This is a genomic window from Maribacter stanieri, assembly GCF_900112245.1.
Classification (GTDB): domain Bacteria; phylum Bacteroidota; class Bacteroidia; order Flavobacteriales; family Flavobacteriaceae; genus Maribacter; species Maribacter stanieri.
In genome coordinates, this window is the sequence record NZ_FOYX01000001.1 from 1,307,075 (window position 1) to 1,328,267 (window position 21,193).

At 33.9% G+C, this 21,193-nt stretch carries 9 protein-coding genes; 4 read left to right on the plus strand and 5 right to left on the minus strand.

Features of this window, described 5'->3' with window-relative positions; translation table 11 throughout:
- Positions 1-72 precede the first annotated feature (72 nt).
- Positions 73-1,086, plus strand: coding sequence for a nucleoside hydrolase (locus tag BM296_RS05685; RefSeq protein WP_091902015.1), 1,014 nt, complete (start codon positions 73-75; stop codon positions 1,084-1,086).
- Between the two features lie 2 nt (positions 1,087-1,088).
- Here the strand turns inward: BM296_RS05685 and BM296_RS05690 are convergent, their stop codons facing one another.
- A complete protein-coding gene (locus tag BM296_RS05690) occupies positions 1,089-2,069 on the minus strand; it encodes a Gfo/Idh/MocA family protein (RefSeq protein WP_091902017.1) in 981 nt (326 codons plus the stop codon).
- Positions 2,070-2,210: 141 nt separating this feature from the next.
- Between BM296_RS05690 and BM296_RS05695 the strand changes: the two genes are divergently transcribed.
- Positions 2,211-3,083 carry a DUF808 domain-containing protein gene (locus tag BM296_RS05695; protein ID WP_091902019.1) on the plus strand — a complete coding sequence of 291 codons (873 nt, stop codon included), beginning with the start codon at positions 2,211-2,213 and terminating at the stop codon, positions 3,081-3,083.
- Between the two features lie 95 nt (positions 3,084-3,178).
- Here BM296_RS05695 and BM296_RS05700 read toward each other — a convergent pair whose 3' ends face one another.
- The 3 genes from BM296_RS05700 to gmd all read right to left on the minus strand — a co-directional run bounded on the left by BM296_RS05700 (position 3,179) and on the right by gmd (position 6,892).
- On the minus strand, positions 3,179-4,525 hold the full coding sequence (locus tag BM296_RS05700; RefSeq protein WP_091902021.1) for an undecaprenyl-phosphate glucose phosphotransferase: 1,347 nt from the start codon (positions 4,523-4,525) through the stop codon (positions 3,179-3,181).
- A 121-nt stretch (positions 4,526-4,646) separates the two neighbouring features.
- Complete coding sequence (locus tag BM296_RS05705) at positions 4,647-5,738, minus strand: GDP-L-fucose synthase family protein (RefSeq protein WP_091902022.1); 1,092 nt, start codon at positions 5,736-5,738, stop codon at positions 4,647-4,649.
- 41 nt (positions 5,739-5,779) lie between these two features.
- Positions 5,780-6,892: a GDP-mannose 4,6-dehydratase gene (gene gmd / locus BM296_RS05710; protein WP_027065140.1), complete on the minus strand. Its 1,113-nt coding sequence runs from the start codon at positions 6,890-6,892 to the stop codon at positions 5,780-5,782.
- Positions 6,893-8,410: 1,518 nt separating this feature from the next.
- Between gmd and BM296_RS05715 the strand changes: the two genes are divergently transcribed.
- Entirely contained in the window at positions 8,411-12,382 is a 3,972-nt protein-coding gene (locus tag BM296_RS05715) for a non-ribosomal peptide synthetase (protein WP_091902024.1), read from the plus strand.
- A 14-nt stretch (positions 12,383-12,396) separates the two neighbouring features.
- Here BM296_RS05715 and BM296_RS05720 read toward each other — a convergent pair whose 3' ends face one another.
- Positions 12,397-13,254 carry a class I SAM-dependent methyltransferase gene (locus tag BM296_RS05720; RefSeq protein ID WP_091902027.1) on the minus strand — a complete coding sequence of 286 codons (858 nt, stop codon included), beginning with the start codon at positions 13,252-13,254 and terminating at the stop codon, positions 12,397-12,399.
- A 533-nt stretch (positions 13,255-13,787) separates the two neighbouring features.
- On the opposite strand from BM296_RS05720, the gene BM296_RS05725 reads away from it, so the two are divergent.
- The gene (locus BM296_RS05725) at positions 13,788-21,170 is read left to right on the plus strand and encodes a hybrid non-ribosomal peptide synthetase/type I polyketide synthase (RefSeq protein ID WP_091902028.1); all 7,383 of its coding nucleotides are present in this window, start codon (positions 13,788-13,790) and stop codon (positions 21,168-21,170) included.
- Positions 21,171-21,193 lie beyond the last annotated feature (23 nt).

Sequence of the window (21,193 nt, forward strand, 5' to 3'; positions counted from 1 at the left end):
TTGCCAATTAGTTTTGAACGACTAGTGAGAATGTATGGAGGTATGATTATCTTCTGATAAATTTTACTAATTATGAAATCACTAGTCTTTAGTTTCTTTTTCACTCTTTCCTTCGTTGGATTTTCTCAACATGACGGACTTTCAGAATTAAATTCATTGGTAAAACCACGTATGCGGGTAATAATTGATAATGATTTAGGTGGTGATCCAGACGGACTGTTTCAACTGGCACACCATTTAATGTCTCCGTCTGTTGAAATTAGGGGTGTAATTGCATCTCATTTGTATGAGCAAGGTTTTGGAGGTCCGGGTACTTCAGAGTATGCAAAGGAACAAGCCATGAAAATCGTTAAGATTTTGGAATTAGAGAATTCTGTCACTGTATATACTGATAAAAGCCAGAGTATGACGGATGTTTCTGAACCAATAGATAGTGATGCGGTACAGTTAATTATTAAAGAAGCGATGCGTACAGATACCAATTTACCTTTGTACGTGGTGTGTGGTGGCGGATTAACAAATATTGCAAGTGCTTACCTGCTTGAGCCTAAAATTGCAGAAAAAATTACCCTAGTTTGGATAGGCGGACCAGAATATATAGATATTGCGATTCCACCACCTGGGTTCACCACGCTTGAATATAATTTGGGTATAGATATTAAAGCAGCTCAGGTCATTTTTAATGATTCTAATATCAATTTGTGGCAAGTACCTAGAAATGTATATCGGCAACCTATAATGTCAGATGCAGAACTTTTAACAAAGGTTAAAGGTAAAGGCAAGTTAGGTGATCATTTATTCAATGTAATGAAAGAGGCATTGGCAAAGATTGATAAATGGAATTTGCCTATGGGAGAAGTATACATTTATGGCGATAATCCCCTAGTATTATTAACGGCAATACAATCTTCATTTGAGCCAGACCCTTCTTCTAGTACTTACGTAATAAAACAGGCCCCTAACATAAATGCATCAGGTATTTATGAAGCAAATTTAAAGGGTAGAAATATAAGGGTGTATCAACAGTTAGATAATCGGTTGTTGTTTGAAGATTTCTTTGCGAAGTTAGCGTTGTTGGGCCGGTAGGGTTAATGTTTACAACCCTTTAATTCATCTAATAAATTCATAATTAATACACCATCTTCAGCCGTACATGGGTTTTCAACTTTCCCTAAAAAAAAATTGACAGTAGCTTGTATCATGGGTTCTTGAACATGATTTGGGTTAGTAAATGAAAACGTTTGTTCTTCATTGTTTTTTTTAAAAACAACTTCACTGCCAAAAAAAGAGAATTGAATACGACCGTTGGTGCCATAAATAATACATTCATCTTTTTCGTTTACTTCTGCAGCATTAAAATTCCATATCCCTCTAAATTGAATACCATTCTTAAATGAGATAATTCCATTAACAATCTCTTCTACGTTTACATTCCTATTTGTGGGTTTAGTAAGTCCATGTACTTTTTCAATCGGGCCAAAGAAGTGAATCATTAAGTCAATATGATGGGGTGCCAAATCATAAAAATAGCCTCCACCCGATATCTCAGGCTGTATTCTCCAATTATCTTTAGCATCCGATACGAACAATTCTTTTTTAGATTGTAAAACTTGTAGGTCTACATGAATTATGTCTCCAATACTATTGGTATTAAGAAGTTCTTTTACTTTTAAAAAGGCTGGCAATTTACGGCGATAGTGCGCCATAGTAAGTTTACTTGTACTATTGTTAAGCGCATTAGTTATTTGTTGTGCTTCTAAAGCGTTTAATGCCATTGGTTTCTCTAAATACACATGTTTATCAGCGTCTAGGGCTTGTAATGCATAGGTTAAATGTGTAGAAGGGGGCGTGGCAATATAAACAGCATTGATGTCATCGTTATTTAATATATCTTCTGCATTTGAAGTCCAATGTGGCACATGATGTCGTTTTGCAAAATCTTTTGCTTTTTCTTCATTGCGGCGCATGACCGAAATTAAATTTGAATGTGGCACCTTCTGAAAAGCGGGTCCACTTTTTACTTCTGCAACATCTCCACAACCAATTATTCCCCAGTTAATTTCATTCATTTTGTTAGCTTTAATATCCCTGAAAATTTATAACTATTTCATTGCTCATAAAAATACAAATTAGAGATGGGTTATCTTTTTTGTGGATAGAATTCCTATATATGATATGGTTAAATTATTTTTGACCAAAATTAAAGATACATGGCTTCAGGTTTTTTTGCAATTTTAGATGATGTAGCAGCACTATTGGATGATGTAGCGGCAATGAGTAAAATAGCCACTAAGAAGACCGCAGGGATTTTAGGTGATGACTTAGCCGTAAATGCCGAAAAAGCATCAGGATTCGTCTCTAAAAGAGAATTACCGGTACTTTGGGCTATTACTAAGGGCTCGCTTCTCAATAAAATTATCATATTGCCTATTGCCTTTTTGTTAAGTGCTTTTTTACCATGGGCGGTTACACTTGTTTTAGTGTTAGGGGGAATTTACCTTGCTTTTGAAGGTGCGGAAAAAATTCATGAATTCTTTGTTCCTCATGAGCATGCGCATATAGCTGCAGAAGCAAAGCCGATGACCAAAAAAGAGATTCTTGAACTAGAGAAAACCAAAGTAAAATCTGCCATAGTAACTGATTTTATATTGTCCATAGAAATTGTAATAATTGCTTTAGGAGCCGTTATTAAAGAGCCTTTGGTTACACAGATAGCAGTAGTTTCGGTAGTAGCTCTTTTAGCAACAGTAGGTGTTTATGGTATTGTAGCGCTTATTGTACGAATGGATGAATTTGGTACCAGATTAATTAATTTAAACGAAGAGGAAAATAGTATTTCTGATAAAATAGGTCATTTTTTCGTAAACGCCTTGCCAAAGGTAATTAAGGCCTTGTCGGTTATTGGAACTATTGCTTTACTATTGGTTTCTGGTGGTATTTTTGTACATAATATTGATTTCTTTCATCATCTGCTACCTAGTGTTCCTAGTATTATTGTAGAATTTGTAGTTGGTCTTGCGGTTGGGTTTATTGCACTTTTACTTTTTAATGGAATAAAAAAACTATTTAAAAAGAAGGAGTAGTTAGTTGTCCTATTATTTTTGAACCAATTTTCAATACTGTTTACTTATTTGGGAAGACAAAACTAGATGTTTAGGTCTTAATAATACTATTAGGACTAATATGCCCTTTCTTCGCCTTTCAAGGCATTATATACAGTTAAGAAAACAATTTTAGCATCTAATGCTAGCGACCATTTTTCCATATAAAAAATATCATAGCGAACTCTATTCACAATATCTGACCTATTCACGATTTCTCCTCTACAACCTTGAATTTGTGCTAAACCGGTAATGCCTGGTTTTAAGAAATGACGCACTAAATATTTATCTACAGAGCTTTCATATTGTTGGGTATGTACCACCATATGAGGCCTAGGACCAACAACACTCATGTCGCCCATTAGTACATTGAAAAACTGAGGGAGCTCGTCAATACTGGTATTTCTTAAAATTCTACCAAGCCTTGTTACCCTTACATCATTTTTAGTGGCCATTTGAGTATCGCTTGTAGTACTTTTGGTCATGGACCTAAATTTATAACACCAGAAAATATCCCTATTAACTCCATGCCGTTGTTGTTTAAAAAACAAAGGTCCCTTGGAATCAATCTTCATGAGTATGAAAACTATTGGTATTAACCATGACAGTATAAATAGTATGATCATGCTAGAAAATAATACATCGAAAATTCTTTTAATTAGATTGGAATAGTCTAAATCTAAAGGAGAGGCCCTAAGGTTTAAAATAGGAACGGCGCCATATAATTCTAACGACATTGCCCTGGAGAACAATTCTTTGTTATCCGGAATAATTTTTATTCTTTTTAAACTATTATCTGCAATTTTCATTAAATATTGTATCTCTGCTTTGGAAAGCTTAGAAGCCATACAGTACACTTCCTCAACATTATTTTCAAATATATAATTGAATGAGCTCTCGATATCTCCCAAACAAGAAGGGCTATTAGATTTTACATTGTCGAAATATCCCATATATCGATACCCGAATTCAGGGTTGTCAAAAATACGTCGTAGCTTTTGCAGATTCTTATCCTTACCAATTACTACTACACTTACGCTATTGTATCCTTTTGTTCTGTATAAATTTTTAGCCCAATAAAATAATACCCGAAATAGTGTTAATAGGAAGCAGATTAATAAGTATACCAAGACTAAGTACATAGGTTTATAGGAATACATTCCAAAAAACACGAATGAGGTAAAATAGACTAAGCCATAAATGATAAAAAGTATAACAAAGCTTTTGAAATTACTCATAAAGCCATCTCTTCTAGCCGTAGGGTAGAAGTTTAAGCTATAAGTGGTAATAAGCCATGTTAGGTTATAGTAAAGTATACTATATCCATTAAGATATGTTTCTGGAGTATATGCATACAGTGTCAAATTAATGATCAATATATGCACTATAAAAGATAGAGGTATTATAAAATTAGATTTCTTCATTTCCGCTTTTAGTAATGGTTGGTCAAAGAGCTAAGAATAGGTTGTTACTACTAGCCAATAGTTAATGAACTATTGGTTAGCGGTAAATTTGAGTTTGATAGAAATCTGTAGGTAAAAACAATTAATTCTTGGAGGTGTACCATGAATATACTTGCTGTACTCCTTGTGATAAAGAAATGGTGTGTTTCCATCCAAGGTCATGTAATTTTCTGGGGTCCGTTAGTTTTTTTAATGTACCATCTGGTTTCTCGGTATTAAAATATAATTCGCCTTTAAAATTTATAGTTTGTTGTATTAATAATGCTAAGTCTTTAATAGAAATATCAACTCCTGTACCAATATTAATATGGGTATTGCGTATTTCATTAGTTTTTTGATTATAGCAATCTTTGAAATCTCTCTGCTCCATTAAAAAGACGCAGGCATCTGCCATATCTTCACTCCAAAGAAATTCTCGCATAGGTTTTCCAGAGCCCCATATTTCTAAATGAACTGTATCATCTTTTTTCTTAATGCCATATTTATCTAAGACAGAGATAATTTCATTTTTAGATGATTTACCGTTAATTCCCTCAATTGGTAAAGCATTTAAATCTGATGATAAAGTATCCCAATCATTATTTTCTAAGGCCTTCCCTAAGTGCATCTTTCGAATCAATGCAGGTAACACATGCGATTTTTCTAAATCAAAATTATCATTAGGTCCGTACAAATTGGTAGGCATAACAGAAATAAAGTTAGTGCCATATTGCAAATTGTAACTCTCACACATTTTAATACCTGCTATTTTTGCGATAGCGTAAGGTTCATTGGTATATTCAAGAACGTCTGTTAACAAAGAGTCTTCTTTCATGGGTTGAGGACAATTTTTAGGATAAATGCATGTACTTCCTAAAAACAGTAATTTCTTCACCCCATGAAGATAACTTTGGTGTATGACATTATTCTGAATCATTAGATTTTCATAAATGAAATCTGCACGATACGTGTTGTTGGCTACAATACCACCAACTTTAGCGGCAGCAAGAATAACATATGCCGGTTTTTCGATTTCGAAAAACGCTGCAACTTGTGTTGCATTGGTCAAGTCTAGTTCTTTGTGCGTGCGAAAAATCAAGTTTGAATAGCCTCTGCTTTTCAGATTCTTAACAATTGCACTGCCAACTAGACCTCTGTGACCTGCTATATATATTTTAGCTTCTTTATTTAACATAGTTTACTTACAAATTAGGAGAATCGATAGTTCTTAATTATTTATTCGAAATAATTATAAGTAACATAACCACCTTTCTTCAAATATTGATCTTTTTGCATCAATTTTAAATCATGTGTCATCATGTCTTTTACCAAACCTTGTAAGTCATATTCTGGAATCCAACCTAATTTAGTGTTAGCTTTTGTTGCATCACCAATTAATAATTCAACCTCTGTTGGTCTGAAATATTTAGGATCGACCGCTAGAATTTCTTTTCCGGTTTCAACTTGTATATCTGGATTAGAACATGATTTTATATATCCTTTTTCATCAACACCTTTTCCTTTGAATTCTAGTTCAATACCCATCTCTGCGAATGCCATTCTAACGAATTCACGAACTGGCGTAGTCTTTCCCGTAGCAATTACCCAATCTTCTGCTTCATCAGCTTGAAGAATCATCCACATCATACGTACGTAATCTTTAGCATGACCCCAATCTCGTTGAGCATCTAAATTACCTAGGTAAATTTTGTCTTGTAAACCTAGTCCAATTCTTGCAGCTGCTCTGGTTATTTTTCTAGTCACAAAAGTTTCTCCTCTAATAGGTGATTCATGGTTAAAAAGAATACCGTTACAAGCGAACATGTCATAAGCTTCTCTGTAATTTACAGTAATCCAGAATGCGTACATTTTTGCTACGGCATAAGGACTACGTGGGTAAAAAGGAGTTGTTTCTGATTGTGGAACTTCTTGTACTTTTCCGTATAATTCTGAAGTTGATGCTTGATAAATACGAGTCTTTTTCTCAAGTCCTAATAAACGTACGGCATCTAAAATTCTAAGCGTACCCAATCCATCTGCATTACCAGTATATTCTGGAACTTCGAATGAAACTTGAACATGGCTCATTGCTGCTAAGTTGTAAATCTCGTCTGGTTGAATTTCTTGTATTAATCTAATAAGATTAGTACTATCTGTCATATCACCATAATGAAGTACAAAATTTCTGTGTTCTACATGTGGGTCTTGATAAAGATGGTCAATTCTGTCTGTATTAAACAAAGATGCTCTTCTTTTTAGACCGTGTACTTGATACCCTTTTTTTAATAAAAATTCGCTCAAATAAGCGCCGTCTTGACCTGTAACTCCAGTAATTAATGCTACTTTCATAATGTTGTAAAATGGATTTATACTATTTTTTCGTTCATATTTTTCACTTATGACCTAGTAAATATGGTAATAGTGAATTCCAGCAATGTCATTCTTTTTAAAATGGAATGCTTAATTATTTTAAATAATTAAGTGAAGTTGGGGAATTCATTTTAATATATTATCTATAGTTCTTTTCAAAGTAAAATTTTGTTTTACCACTACCTAGATTATAATAATATAAGTTTTAAAAGTTATTAAGATTAATGACATAGTATTGAATCTTTTAACTGTGGTTAACGGTTGTGAAACAAATTTAGGATATTATTTGTGTAATTCGAATCAAAAAAACAAACCTTAGATTAACTTATGATTTAATCGATAAACTGTGTTTTAATTAATCAGTTTTTAAAATAGTTGTCATTAGGCTCGTGGTTATAACTAGGTTGCTATTATTTCTTATAAAAAATAGTATGATTAATGGAGTTGATAATTTAAAATATAATTGTGATTATTAATCTTTTACTTTTTTTCTTGCCACCAATTAAAACATTAAAAGTACTGCAGTTGAAGTTTATAGTTTCTATTTGATGTCTATAATTTTATGAATACTTTTTTATATTTTTTCAAGGGCTAAATCAATTAAAATGATAAGATAATTAAAAGCGAATATTTTGAGCTCTTATTTATCAAATGAAAGGATTTAGGGTTATTTTTTTAAAAATAACCCAATAAAACTTGTTATTAATTAATTTTTTAATCTAAGTTTAAATTATCAAACACTATCTATTAGCTATATTTGAGTAGGAAAAAGACTACTTTAATGTATTATTTATTGTATTTCCCCGTTATAATATCAATCTTAAACCACCATGCGATGATATCTAACATTTTATCTAAGAGACTAACGTTATCCTATCAAAAGAAAAAGTTAGTTTCTCTTGAGAATTGCTACATGCATCTTAAACCGTATTTTCAGGTTAAAAAAGGTGCTGAGATTAAAGAAACCCAAAAAGCCCTAGTGGATAAGAAAACTAGGAATGAAAGGGTTCAGAACATGTTTAATGATATAGAGCAAAATCAAATTTTGTATGCTAAAATTTTAACTGAAAAATTGTTGAAAGTTTAAGTTTTCAAAAATTTAATTATTAAACGTACTATATAAAGTCCCGAATTAATTTTAATTCGGGACTTTATTATTTGATAACAATTCTTCAATTCAAGGTGATTATTATTCTTAACTTTAGGACTGATTAATACATTTTTCTGTCCTTCCTTAACGTGAACTTCTAATCTGGTTTGTGTTTGAACAAGTTTTCGTTCTTTAAATTATATTAGGGTTATAGCATTTAAGATATTTTTTACACACAACTATTTTATTTACACATCAGCGAAACTAAATGTGTTTTTTGATGATTATAAATATATTTATCGCATAAAACTGAAGAATCTTAAGCAATAGCCGTCTTAATGAAAATTTTAAAGCTATGTTTTAAATCCCCCTTATTCTTTATAAACTAACCTATTCAGTCATATACTTTGGAAGTACTAACGCATTTTAACCCTTTTGAAGGACCCGCAATAAAGCACATTTTGCACACTACAGATGCGCAAGAAGAAATTTGGTATTCTTGCTATTTTGGTGGCGAAGACGCAAATAGAGCTTACAATCTTTCATTATCAATAGATTTTACAGGAGAAATAGATGTAATTGCCTTACAGTGGGCTCTGGACATGCTTATTAGTAGGCATGAATCATTACGGTCTGTGTTTAGTCCAGATGGAAAGTTTATTAATGTGTTTGATGCTCAAATTGCAAATATTGATTTTCAAGATTATATTAAACTTTCGGCTACAGAAACAGATATAGAAGTAAGTAAATACACAAAACAAGATACAAATACCGCTTTTGATTTAACCAAGGGGCCATTGATACGATTTGGTTTTTTGAAACTAGAAAATCAATTGCACCAGTTAGTTATTAATACACATCATATTGTATGCGATGGGTGGTCTATTGGTATAATAATGCAGGAAATTGGAGAATTGTACTCCGCAAGGGTTGAGAACAGAAATCATAATCTACCAGAACCGGTACCCTATACAGAATATGTTGCGCAACAGAATGAGTTAAAATCGAATGGTGAATTTACTCAGGCAGAAAACTACTGGTTAAATGTATACCAAGGGGAGATACCAAAAACAAACCTCCCTACCGATTTTGGACAAGTTACTAAGAGAACATATAGTGGCGCGCGCATAAATCAATCCTTAGATAAAGATATTGTTAAAAGTATAAAAGATACCGGTATCAGAGCCAACACTAGTTTGGTTCTAACATTAATGGCGGCCTTTGAAATTCTACTTTATAAATTAACAGCTCAAAAAAGTATAGTTCTGGGACTCCCTGTTGCAGGGCAATCTGCTATGGGGGCTAAACATTTGGTAGGTCATTGTGTGAAGTTACTTCCAATGAAAAGTGAACTGGATGGTGATGATAGCTTTATTGACTACTTAAAGAAAAGAAAATCTGCAAATTTTGATGCTTTTGAGAATCAGGAACTAACTTTTGGTAGTTTATTGAAAAAACTAAACTTAAGTAGAACTCCAGGAAGAGTGCCATTGGTGCCTGTGGTCTTTAATGTCGATATGGATTTGGATGATGGTGTTTCTTTTTCTGGTCTTATCTATGAATACCACAGTAACGCGCGAGAATTTGAAACATTCGAATTGTTTTTAAATGCAACAGGGTCTAAAGAAAAGATAATATTAGAATGGTCTTATAATACAAACTTATTTAAAGAGAGTACTATACTTTCTATGGGGGAATCCTTTAAGACTGTTTTAAACAAGCTGATTGAAAACCCAAATGCAAAACTTTCTGAATTACTACAAAGAAGTAATGATGACTTTATTATTGAGGGTGCTTCATTAGAATTACCGAGTACCACGCTTCATGAGTTATTTCATAAACAAGCTATAAATACACCAAATGCTATAGCTTTAGAGTTTAACGAAGAGAAAATTACATATGCAGAAATGCAGCGTAGAATTAATTCTACTGCACGTCTTTTGTGGGAAGAAGGGGTAAAACCAAATACTACGGTCGCTATTTCTCTTGAAAGATCTCCAGCTCTAATTATATCGCTTTTTGCAATATTGCAGTGTGGGGCTAGATACGTTCCTATAGATACGGGTTATCCAGATGTTCGTACCAAACTGATGATTTCAGATGCGAATTCTACTTTTTTCATTTGTGATACATCAAAAGAGAAACTTGACCACGATGTAAAAGCTATTTTTATTGACGATATTATATCTAACGGAAATGAAGCTGATGGTAGTTTTGAAAATGTAAATGTATCTTCTGATGCAGGAGCTTACATCATTTATACTTCCGGATCTACCGGTAAACCTAAAGGAGTACAGGTTACACATAAAAATGTAATCAACCTATTGTTTTCCATGGGCAAAGAACCAGGTATTGGACCTGATGATAAAATATTTGCGACCACAACGATATCTTTTGATGCGATGGTTATGGAAATATTCTTACCATTAATTCATGGTGCCAGCGTTGTGTTAGTTGATGAAAATACAAGAAAAGATGGTCATCTTTTATTACAGAAGGCGGTTAAAGATAAGATTACAGTTATCTGGGGAACGCCAACCATTTGGCAGATTCTTTTAGATTCTGGATGGAAAGAGCCATTACATATTAAAGCGTTGATTGGTGGAGAACCAGTACCTAAATCACTTTCTTTAAAGTTGTTGGAAAAATGCGATGAAGTGTGGAATATTTATGGTCCTACGGAAACAACGGTTTGCTGTATACTAACTAAAATTTCTAATCAAGATGATCCAATAACCATTGGTAAACCTATTGCAAATACTCACATTTATCTTTTAGATGAACAAGGAAATCCTGTTGTAAAAGGTGAAGCTGGTGAAATAACTATTGGGGGAGAAGGTGTAACTATGGGTTATTTAGGGCAGGAAGAACTGACTAACGAGCGATTTGTTAAAGATACTTTCAAAGCTGATGGGAATTCAAAAATGTATTTGTCCGGAGACTTAGGAAGACTTTTGCCAAATGGTCAAATTGAATGCTTAGGAAGAAAAGACGGACAGGTAAAAGTTCGTGGACATAGAATTGAACTTGGTGAAATTGAGCATTCGCTAAAGAAATTAAAAGGAATAGAATCGGTTGCTACAGATGTTAGAAACCATGTTTTAAAAGCATTTATTGTTTATAAGGGTGAAGATAGTCAATGGGATGAAGATGTACTTAGTTGGAAAAATCAACTGGCAAATGAATTACCTGTATTTATGCTGCCCCATGAATATATTAGATTAAATGAACTTCCGGTAACTATAAATGGGAAGCTTGATAGAAAGAGTTTACCAGATACAGCTGCCAATACAGTTTATACTACAGCCGAAAATAGTCAACCGCTTACGAAAGCTGAAAAACTGGTCTCAGAGGTTTGGAAAGAATGTTTGTTTCTAGATATAGTCAACGTTACTGATGATTTTTTTGAATTAGGCGGACACTCTTTAATCGCTGCTAAGGTAATGACTAAATTAGAAGAGAAGTCTGGTCAGCGCTTACCATTATCATCTTTATTTGAATATTCTACGGTTACAAGTTTAGCTAGTTTATTAAAAATAGAAGAGAATACGGTAACCTGGGATTCTTTGGTGCCAATTCAGACTAAAGGTTCTAAAACACCACTATTTATAGTACATGGAGCAGGATTAAATGTACTTTCCTTTAAAAGTCTAAAGGACCATATGGATCCAGATCAGCCAATCTATGGTTTTCAAGCGAAAGGTTTAAATGGTAAAGAAGAATTGTTAACTTCTGTAGAAGAGATAGCGGCACATTATAATGAGGCCCTTATTGCAACGCAACCTAAAGGACCGTACATGTTGGCGGGTTATTCTTCCGGTGGTATAATTGCCTATGAAATGGCAAAACAGTTAATGGAAAAAGGGGAGAAGGTTTCTACTTTAGCTCTTTTAGACACATATGCATATGCACATTATGGTCGTAGTACTTCTTTAGGTAAGAAAATGGCTTATGGTAACTATTTATTTAATAAATCTTTGCATGTTTTAAGGCAGTTATTAAATAAGGAAGGCTTTAAATATAGGGTAGGAGTTACCAAAACAAACCTGAAGAAGCTTTACTTAAGATTAAAAAAAGATAAGAATACCTTGTCTAAAATGGATTATGACTGGGAGTATGAGCATAGAATTATTGAGCACAACAAGGTTGTAGATAGGTATCATTTAAAACCTTTGTCAATAAAAGCCGATTTGTTCCGTATTCAAGATGTTATTGATTACACTCATGACAATGTAAATTTTGGATGGAAGTCTTTTGCCCAAAATGGTATAGAGTTACATTACGTTCCTGGAGAGCATTTAACAATGTTTGCTCCGCCTAATGATAAAGTATTGGCGAAAACCCTTCAGGGAGTTCTTGATAACAACAGTTCTAAGTAGTAGTGCCTTGAAAATTAACTGATAGTGACCATAACGGCTTTCTTGCTATAATTATCAGCACCCATATAGCTAAAGTAATGGTCAAGTGTACTGTCTTTTGTAGAAGTATGCCATAGGCTAAAACCTGTATTTTTAAAAAGTACTTCATAATTGTGCGAGAACGAACGTTCATAACCGTATGGCTCTGAACTTGTATTTACTTTAAGGTCGTGGTCAACTCCATTAGGCTCAATGGCAATAAAAATGGTGTTTCCTAAGCGGTTTATTTGTTGTAAAAAGTCTTGTAACCTACTTTCTGTAAAATATTCTAGTACGCCTCTAGAAGTAACAAATATCATATTTTTATTGGCATAGGTGTTTACCCAGTCAAAAGCATCGCCAGCTACGAATTCAAGTTGGGTGTTCTTTTGATATGTTTCCTTGTTCCGTGAAATCTGTTTTTGACTTAAATCAATACCAACAAATCTATCGATTTGAGGGAATTGTTCGCTTAGATAATTCAAAACCTTACCATTACCAGTTCCAATCTCTACAACGGTGTTGAAATTTTCATGCTCTAAAGATAATTTGTCTTTTAGAAGTTCAAATATGAAAGAACATTCAGGTAAAAAGTTATTTTCAAAGGAATCGTCAGTTGCTGAGAAAAAATCATCTCCCTTGTTTTTCCAATATGCTTTATGAAATTCAGATAATGTATTATAGTCCGATTTTTCTTCTGCTTTTTTCAAAAGAGATTTGCGTATAAAAAGTTCAATTAGACTTATATCATTTCTATTGGTAATGGTCATGCCTTTATTTGCAAATTCTCTTGTCTTTTTAGGCATTAGAAATACAAGTAGATCACCAATAAGTAGTATTATTTTATCTTTCATTAGCGTGCTATAACCATATTTTACCTTTGTTTTATTTGAATCATAGTGTTTTAAATAACCGTTACACTTAAAGTAACTGAAAGAAAACTTTAGATGTGCAAATGAACGTCATTTTTTACCACTTAATCAACTCAAATGATGAAGGTTTTAATTACTATCGAGGAACGTTATTTAATATTCGATGAAATATTGTTGATTAAAAAATAATTCTTGAGATAATGCACTTGAACATTTTCAATAAATAATTGATAATCAAGTATTTATAATTAAAATATTCCAAATTATATGTATTTACTTCCAGTTTTTAAAATCCAGTTTAAACCTAAGATTTACTAATTTTACTGTAATTATAATTTACAAGTTTGATTCAAAATATCCTTCAAAAATAGATTTGATTAAATAGAATTTTAACCTCAAACAATTTTTTATTAATGCAATTGTGTACTTAATGAATGCGTTTCAAGGAAGACATTTTTAATTCTACAAATTGAAATTATAATATTACGGAGTCATTAATTATATCGTTACTAGATATGAATGCTAAAAATAAAGGGTCTATTTCTAGCTCTGTTAAAGGGTACTGGGAAAATTTACTATCAGATGATATTAAATTATTAGACTTACCGAATAGAGAATTGACCTTAAGCCACAGTGCTTCTAAGGGGTCTTTACTGCGTACTTATTTTTCGTCAGAGGTAACAAGTTCTATTCGTTCGTATGTGTCTTCACCAGAAAACTTGGAAATCTTTTTAATTTCTTCACTTACAGTTCTCTTGCATAGATATACGAATCAAAACGATATTGCATTTGGATTAATAATTAATAACAACGATCAATTAGGGGTAAATGATAATTTATCGTTTTTTAGAAATACAATAGCACCTTCTTTTGATTTTAATACGGTGTATAAAAGTACCGAAAATAGGGTTTTATTAAACTTTGAAAATTACTATCCCAATAATGATTTTCTAAATGATTTTGACTTAGTACATAAAAATGGTCAAAATTCATTATTAGATGTTGTTCTTACCATAAACACATTAAGCGCTAACAATACAGTAAATGGTGATGAGGGTATAGTTTATGTTGGTGAGGTTAGTAGCGATTCTAATATTAAGTTTATTCTAGAAATTGAGGAATCGCAAATTCGATTCGATGTTATTTATAATGACGATGTATTTGACCGAAAGTTGATTGCGCAATTGATGTCCCATTTTAAAAACATAGTACCTCGTTTAATTGAACAACCTTCTTTAGAAATTGGTAATATAGATTTCCTTTCAACACAAGAGCGTAATACATTATTAAAGGAATTTAATACGCCGGTAGTAGATTATCCAAGAGAGAAAAATATTGTTGATCTATTAAATGAACAGGTTGTTAAAACTCCAAATAGTATAGCGGTTGTCTATGAAGATAACAGTCTTACTTATGATGAGCTTAATAAGCTATCCAATCAATTTGCCGATTATTTAATTAAAAGTAAGGGAGCCACTAAAGGTGATTTAGCTTGTTTGATATTAGAAAGAAGCGAGTGGTTAATTATTTGCATGATGGGTATTATGAAGGCTGGTGCGGCATATGTGCCCGTTGATCCAAATTACCCAGATAAACGAAAAGAGTATATTAAGGAAGATAGCAATTGCGACTTTACTATAGATGCGGCTGTAATAGAAGAGTTTAATTCAACTAGAGATAATTATGCTACAGACGCTATTGCAAGTGTTCAATTAGACCCAAATGATTTAATTTATATCATTTACACTTCTGGTACAACCGGTAACCCTAAAGGGGTAATGTTAGAACATAGAAATATTGTTAGCCTATTTGTAAATGACAATCAGTTCTATGATTTTAATGAGAATGATGTTTGGACTATGTTCCATTCGTACTGTTTTGATTTTTCGGTTTGGGAAATTTATGGAGCATTGTTATTTGGTGGTAAACTGGTAATTCCTTCTAGTGATGTTGTTAAGGATCCTTATGAATTTATGTCGTTGCTTATTAATGAAGAAGTAACCATTCTAAATCAAACACCCTCTTCCTTTTTAAATATAATGGGTAGTCTACCGACTGGTGATGTCGATTTGAAATTACGATATGTCATTTTTGGAGGAGAATCATTATTTCCTAAATATTTAGAAAAATGGTACCATAAGTTTCCAGGTATACAATTTGTAAATGGATACGGTATTACCGAAACAACCATATTTACAACGTTTAATATAATTGATGATGAAGATATAAGAACCAATGTTTCAAATATTGGAAATTGTATATCAACATTAACCTCTCATGTTGTAAATAGCAATAATCAATTACAACCTGTTGGCGTTATTGGTGAATTATGTATTTCTGGTCACGGTCTGGCAAGAGGTTATTTGAACAGACCAGAATTGACCAATGAAAAATTTATTATGAATCCTTTTGAGCCTGGTGATAAAATGTATCGTTCAGGTGATTTGGTAAGAAGACTTGCTGATGGCACTTTAGAATATATTGGCAGAATAGACCACCAAGTTAAAATACGCGGACATCGTATAGAACTGGGGGAAATTGAATCGACAATTAATGCTATAGATAGTATTAAACGCACCATAGTATTGCCTAATACCAATGAAGAAGGTGAAACAAGGTTGGTAGGGTATATACAGGCTAACGGTGAAAAACCAGAAATGAATAGCATTCGACTTGAGCTTGTAAATAAGTTGCCAGAATTTATGGTGCCTACTTTTTTAATGTGGGTAGATGAGTTCCCTACTAATGCTAACGGAAAAATCGATAAAGAAAAATTACCTGAACCAGGATATCTAAGATCAAATTCAGATGTGATTTTTAAGAAGCCTCGCACCAAGGTAGAGAAACGTATAGCTGATATTTGGGAGAAAGAATTGAAAATATCCGGTATTAGCGTTGATGATAACTTTTTTGAAATGGGCGGTACTTCGCTTATGGCACAAAAGGTCGTAAACGCAATTATGAAAACGCTTAAGGTAAGAATACCGGTTACTAAACTATACCAACATACTACAATTAATGCTCTTTCTAAATTTGTAGAGGGTGATAAGGAAACTACTTTGTATAGTAAGCGCAAGGCAAAAGGTTCAAATAATTCAAATGACGTTGCGGTCATTGGTATGGCCGGAAGATTTCCAGGCGTTAGTACCATAGATGAATTTTGGGATGTTTTAAAGAATGGTAAAGAAACCATATCGTTCTTTACCAAAGAAGAATTAGATAAGAGTATTCCCGAGTCTTTACGAAACGATAGTTTATACGTTGCTGCCAGGGGTGTTGTGCCTTCGGTAAAAATGTTCGATGCTCGTTTCTTTGGCTTAACGCCTAAACTTGCGGAAGCGATGGATCCACAACAACGCTTATTTTTAGAACTTGCTTGGGAAGCACTTGAAGAATCTGGACATCTTCCTGAACATTATAAAGGTAGAGTAGGGGTATATGCCGGTACAGGTACGAATACGTATTATAAAAAGAATATACTTCCTAATAGTGAATTAATAGAAACAGTTGGTCAACTTCATTTAGATACCGTAAATGAAAAAGACTATATATCATCAAGAACTGCGTATCATCTAAACTTAAGAGGGCCTGCAGTAAGTGTGCAATCTGCATGCTCTACATCGCTTTTGGCAATTGCCGAGGCGGTAGAATCTATAAGAAACGGCCATTGTGAAGTTGCCTTGGCAGGTGGTTCTAGTATAACAGCTCCAATTAATAGCGGACACCTTTATCAAGAGGGATCTATGTTAAGTACAGACGGTCATTGTAGGCCTTTTGATTCGCAAGCAAAAGGAACTGTATTTAGTGATGGTGCCGGTGTTGTAGTTTTAAAGGATTTAGAAGAGGCTAAAAAAGATGGAGATTATATTTACAGTGTTATAAAAGGTGTTGGAATAAATAATGACGGTGGTGGTAAAGGAAGCTTTACAGCTCCAAGTGCAGAAGGTCAGGCAAATGCTATTAAAAGTGCTATAGACGATGCAGATATTTCGCCAGATACCATTAGTTATGTAGAGGCTCATGGAACGGCAACACCATTAGGCGATCCAATTGAAATGGATGGTTTAACGCTAGCTTTTGGAGATCAATCAAAGAAAAATTATTGCGGTCTAGGCTCTCTAAAGAGTAATATGGGGCATCTTACCGCAGCGGCTGGGGTTGCAGGACTTATTAAAACTATCCTGGCCATTCACCATAAGGAGTTACCACCTTCTTTGGGATATGAAAAACCCAATCCGGTAATTGATTTTGAGAATAGCCCATTTTATATTACAGATAAGTTAGCTCCTTGGAATGTTGAAGGGCCTAGAAGAGCTGGTGTAAGTTCATTTGGTGTTGGGGGTACAAATGTTCACCTTGTACTGGAGGAATATGAGATGAATGTAAAAGATTCAACAAATCATAGACCGGTACAGATACTTCCTATATCTGCTAAAACTCGCACAAGTGTAGAAGGATATGAAACTGCTCTAAAAAATTATCTTGATTCTATAGAATCGGTGAATTTAGCTGATGTTGCCTATACCCTTAGTACGACCAAAGCTAGTTTTAACAATCGTAGATTTATCATAGCTAGTGATTCTAAAGAAGTTTCTGAATTATTAACGAATAATGATATAAAAACTACGCAGTCATCAGTAGTTAAAATTGTTCCTAGCGAAATAGTTTTCCTGCTTCCTGGTCAAGGTTCCCAGTTTTTAAATATGGGTAAAGAGCTGTATGACGGGGAAGTTGTATTTAGAGAGGCTGTTGATAGATGTGCCGATTTATTATTGGATATTTTACAGCTAGATATTCGAAATGTAATTTTCTCAGATGAGAATAACGAAGAAGCTGAAAGTAAACTAAAAGATACACGTTATACACAACCCGCATTGTTCACTATTGAATATGCACTTTCGCAATTATGGATGAGTTGGGGAATTAAACCAACCTTAATTTGTGGACATAGTTTAGGGGAATTCGTTGGGGCACATTTAGCAGGTATTTTTAGCTTGGAAGATGCATTGCAACTGGTTGCTATGAGAGGTATTTTAGTAAGCACACTTCCAAAAGGTAGTATGCTTACCCTACGAATAGATGTTGAAGCTCTAAATAAAATAATCCCAGAAACACTATCTATTGCTGCGGTAAACTCGCAAAAACTATGTGTTGTTTCTGGAGAGGACGACGAAATTGAGAAATTCAGTGAAGTTCTTAAGGAACAAAGTCTACCATATAAATTATTAGCAACAAGTCATGCTTTCCATTCTGCAATGATGGACCCAATACTAGAAGAATTTGGTGCACTTGTCAGGAATATTAATTTAAAAATACCAGAGATACCAATAATTTCCACGGTTACGGGTACTTGGCTTACCAATGATGAAGCTGTAGATGCTACCTATTGGACCAACCATTTACGAGATACTGTTAGATTTTCAGATGCTATGGACACCATAGTTAAGTTGGAAGATATAGTATTGTTAGAGGTGGGGCCGGGTAATGCACTTACTACCTTAAGTCGACAGAACAAAGAAGCTAGAAAGCTAAAATCAATTGCCTCTTTACTTATTGCCAAATCTGATGAAAATGCATATAACGGAGTATTAAATGCTTTAGGGCAATTATGGTTAACAGGTCTTTCAATAGATTGGAACACTTTTTATGCAAATCAAAACAGACAACGATTAAGATTACCAACTTACGTATTTGACCGTAAACCATGTTGGATTGACCCTATAGTTTCGAATCCGATAACGGAAAGAACATATTTAGATTCAAACCAACCAACACATACTTTAATAGAAAAACCAATAAGCGTCACACCAATGAGAAACGTGTCTATTTTAAAAAAAATTTCAGAGTTAATATCGAATACTTACGGAATTGAGATAGAAATTGCCGATAAAAATTTAAGCTTCTTAGAATTAGGGTTAGATTCTTTAATTTTAACTCAAATGGCTATTACATGCAAGAAAGAATTTAAAATTCCAATAACCTTTAGACAACTTAACGAGGATATTAATTCTCCTGAGCTTCTAGCTAATTATCTTGATAAGAATTTACCAGAAGAGGCACCGGCACCACAAGTGGTTCAACAACCAGTTGCTGCTGTTAATCACGTGCAACAGGCTACTCCAACAAACTATACTACTTCGGCAACAAACCAAACAGCTATTGGGTTAATAGGGGAACAACTTCAGTTATTAAGTAAACAGCTTCAATTGCTACAAGGTGGTACGGTTAGTCAAGAGCCACAACAACAACAACCTGTAGCACCAATAAATAATGTAGTGTCTAAAAAGGTCAATGGGCATGCTAGTTCAGACATATTATCTGAGCAAGAAAAATTAGAGCATAAAAAACCATTTGGCGCATCTCCAAGAATAGAAAAGCAGTCTACTGGATTAGATATGGTGCAGTCCAAGTTTTTAAACGACTTGACATCAAAGTATAACAAGAAGACTATAAAAAGTAAAAATTACGCTCAAGATAATAGGGCTAAAATGGCTGACCCTAGAGTAGTTTCAGGTTTTAAGCCGTTAACAAAAGAATTGGTGTACCCAATAGTGATTGGAAAATCTCAAGGGAACCGACTTTGGGATTTGGATGGTAATGAATATATAGATGCATTAAACGGATTTGGCTCTTGCTTTTTTGGGTATCAACCAGATTTCATAAAAGAGGCAATGCATAAGCAAGTGGATTTAGGGTATGAAGTAGGTCCGCAACATCCTTTAGCGGGAGAAGTTTGTGAGCTTTTATGTGAATTTACCGGTCATGATAGAGCCGCATTATGTAATACGGGGTCAGAAGCCGTACTTGGTGCTATGAGAATTGCACGTACCGTTACCGGTCGTTCACTTATAGTAGCTTTTACAGGGTCTTACCATGGTATTAATGATGAAGGTATTGTTAGAGGTTCTCAAAAAAAGAAAACGTTCCCGGCTGCAGCAGGAATACTTCCGGAAGCAGTTCAGAATATGTTGATTCTTGATTATGGAACAGAAGAAAGTTTACAGATAATTAAAGAGAGAGCGCATGAATTGGCAGGTGTACTAGTCGAGCCAGTTCAAAGTAGAAGACCAGAGTTTCAACCTATAGAATTTATTAAAAAAGTAAGGGAGATAACAACAGCGGAAGAAATTCCATTTATTTTCGATGAGGTAATTACAGGCTTTAGAATGCATCCAGGTGGTGCGCAAGCATTATTTGATGTCAAAGCAGATCTTGCCACTTACGGTAAGGTTATGGGAGGCGGCGTTTCGATTGGTGCTATTTTGGGAAAGAAAGAATACATGGATGCTCTTGATGGTGGTTTCTGGCAATATGGAGATGATTCTTACCCAGAAGTAGGTGTTACCTATTTTGCAGGAACTTTTGTTCGTCATCCTTTAGCATTGGCATCATCAAAAGCTTCTTTGCTTTATATGAAGAGTCAAGGTCCAAGTCTTCAGTCAAATTTATCTGCGAAGACAGAACGTATGGCCAAAAGTTTAAATGATACGTTTACGAAAAACGGACTGCCTATAGAAATTACATATTTTGGGTCTCTATGGCGATTAAAATTCAAGAAAGATATTCCGTATTCAGAATTGCTATTTGTTAGTATGCGTGAAAAAGGAATTCATATTTGGGATGGTTTCCCTTGTTTTTTAACAACAGCATACACCGATACTGATATAGATTTCTTGATGAAGACGCTTCTATCTTCAGTTGACGAATTGGTTGCGGTGGGAATTTTAAATAAGGAAGCCAGTATTAACGGTCATACAGTAGAGGCACCATCGTCATTTGAAAAACTAAACACACCGCCGGTTCCAGGGGCTCGTTTAGGTAGAGATGAGAAAGGACAGCCTGCGTGGTATGTAGCAGATGCTAACCAAGAAAGTGGTTTTATGAAAATTGATATTTAGAAACACAAACGAATTATAAAAAG